This window comes from Oleiphilus sp. HI0125, from assembly GCF_001635355.1.
This window is the reverse complement of the sequence record NZ_LWGF01000283.1, coordinates 1-1,003: the sequence shown is the minus strand read 5'-3', so window position 1 is coordinate 1,003 and position 1,003 is coordinate 1. Positions and strand designations below refer to the sequence as shown.

Sequence of the window (1,003 nt, the reverse complement as noted above, 5' to 3'; positions counted from 1 at the left end):
GCATGGGAACATTAACGGGAATAACAAAAAGCTTCAGTGGCTCAATGATCTATGCGGTTACCTCGCCGCACCACTTATTTCAGTGCCATACGCGTCGCACAGATATGAGCACATGAATCATCATCGACATACTAACCAAGCTGACAAGGACCCTGACTTTGTCATCAGCGGCATGCAACATGGATTTGTATCGTTCATTAAAACCGTTCTAGTTTTTATTTGGATGCAAATCACTTACTTCGCGCGCGTAAAGTGGGATACAGCACCAACAAAAGAGCGCGCAATTTATTGCGCGGAGCTTATGTTTAGCCTTGGTTGGAGAGTTGCCTTACTCGCCTATGCGCCAAGTATAGAATTAGCGTTGGTCTTGGTTCTAGGTTTCCTGTTAGGTGGTACGTTCACGGCCTACTGGTTCGCTTACAGACCACATATCCCTTATCAAGAAACGGCGCGTTATCGCAATACCAATAACTTAATTGTTCCAGTTTGGCTGAAGCCTTTTGAATGGATCTGGGTTGGTCAAAACCTGCACGCTATTCATCACTTGTTTCCTCGCGTGCCTTTTTACAAGTACCACGCGCTTTATAGTGATATCGAGCCTATATTGCGAAAACAAGGTACGCCTATCCTCGGCGTATTCAGTAGAAAACCTGTGTAAGAAAGAAAAAAGACATAAAAAAAGCAGCCTATTGGCTGCTTTTTCGTCTACTCAACGACGTAAGATCTAGTTCTAGGCAAAGTCGTTGCTTAAACGCGCTTTCGGATACAAGCTAGGCCAAGAAGCCCCAAACCTAAGAGCGCTAACGTGCTAGGTTCTGGAACAGCAGTCACTCTTAAACCTGCTAAAGCGAAGTCTTGATCAGAGTCGTCACCAGCACCCTGAGGTACAGTGAATTGGATCCAAGACGTACGATCTGTGCTATCAAAGCCAGTCAGAATGCTTAAGAAGCCAGCACCACCAGCACTACCAGGACCTGCAGGAATAAATGGCGAATCAGCATAT

2 protein-coding genes are annotated in these 1,003 nt (G+C 45.6%); one reads left to right on the top strand and one right to left on the bottom strand.

The features are described 5' to 3' along the window. Positions 1-658 (top strand): fatty acid desaturase (locus A3762_RS04010; protein WP_082868927.1); only part of this gene is annotated, 658 nt, incomplete at its 5' end. An 89-nt stretch (positions 659-747) separates the two neighbouring features. Here A3762_RS04010 and A3762_RS04005 read toward each other — a convergent pair. Next, a partial coding sequence (locus tag A3762_RS04005) for a PEP-CTERM sorting domain-containing protein (RefSeq protein WP_156493214.1) occupies positions 748-1,003 on the bottom strand: 256 nt, incomplete at its 5' end.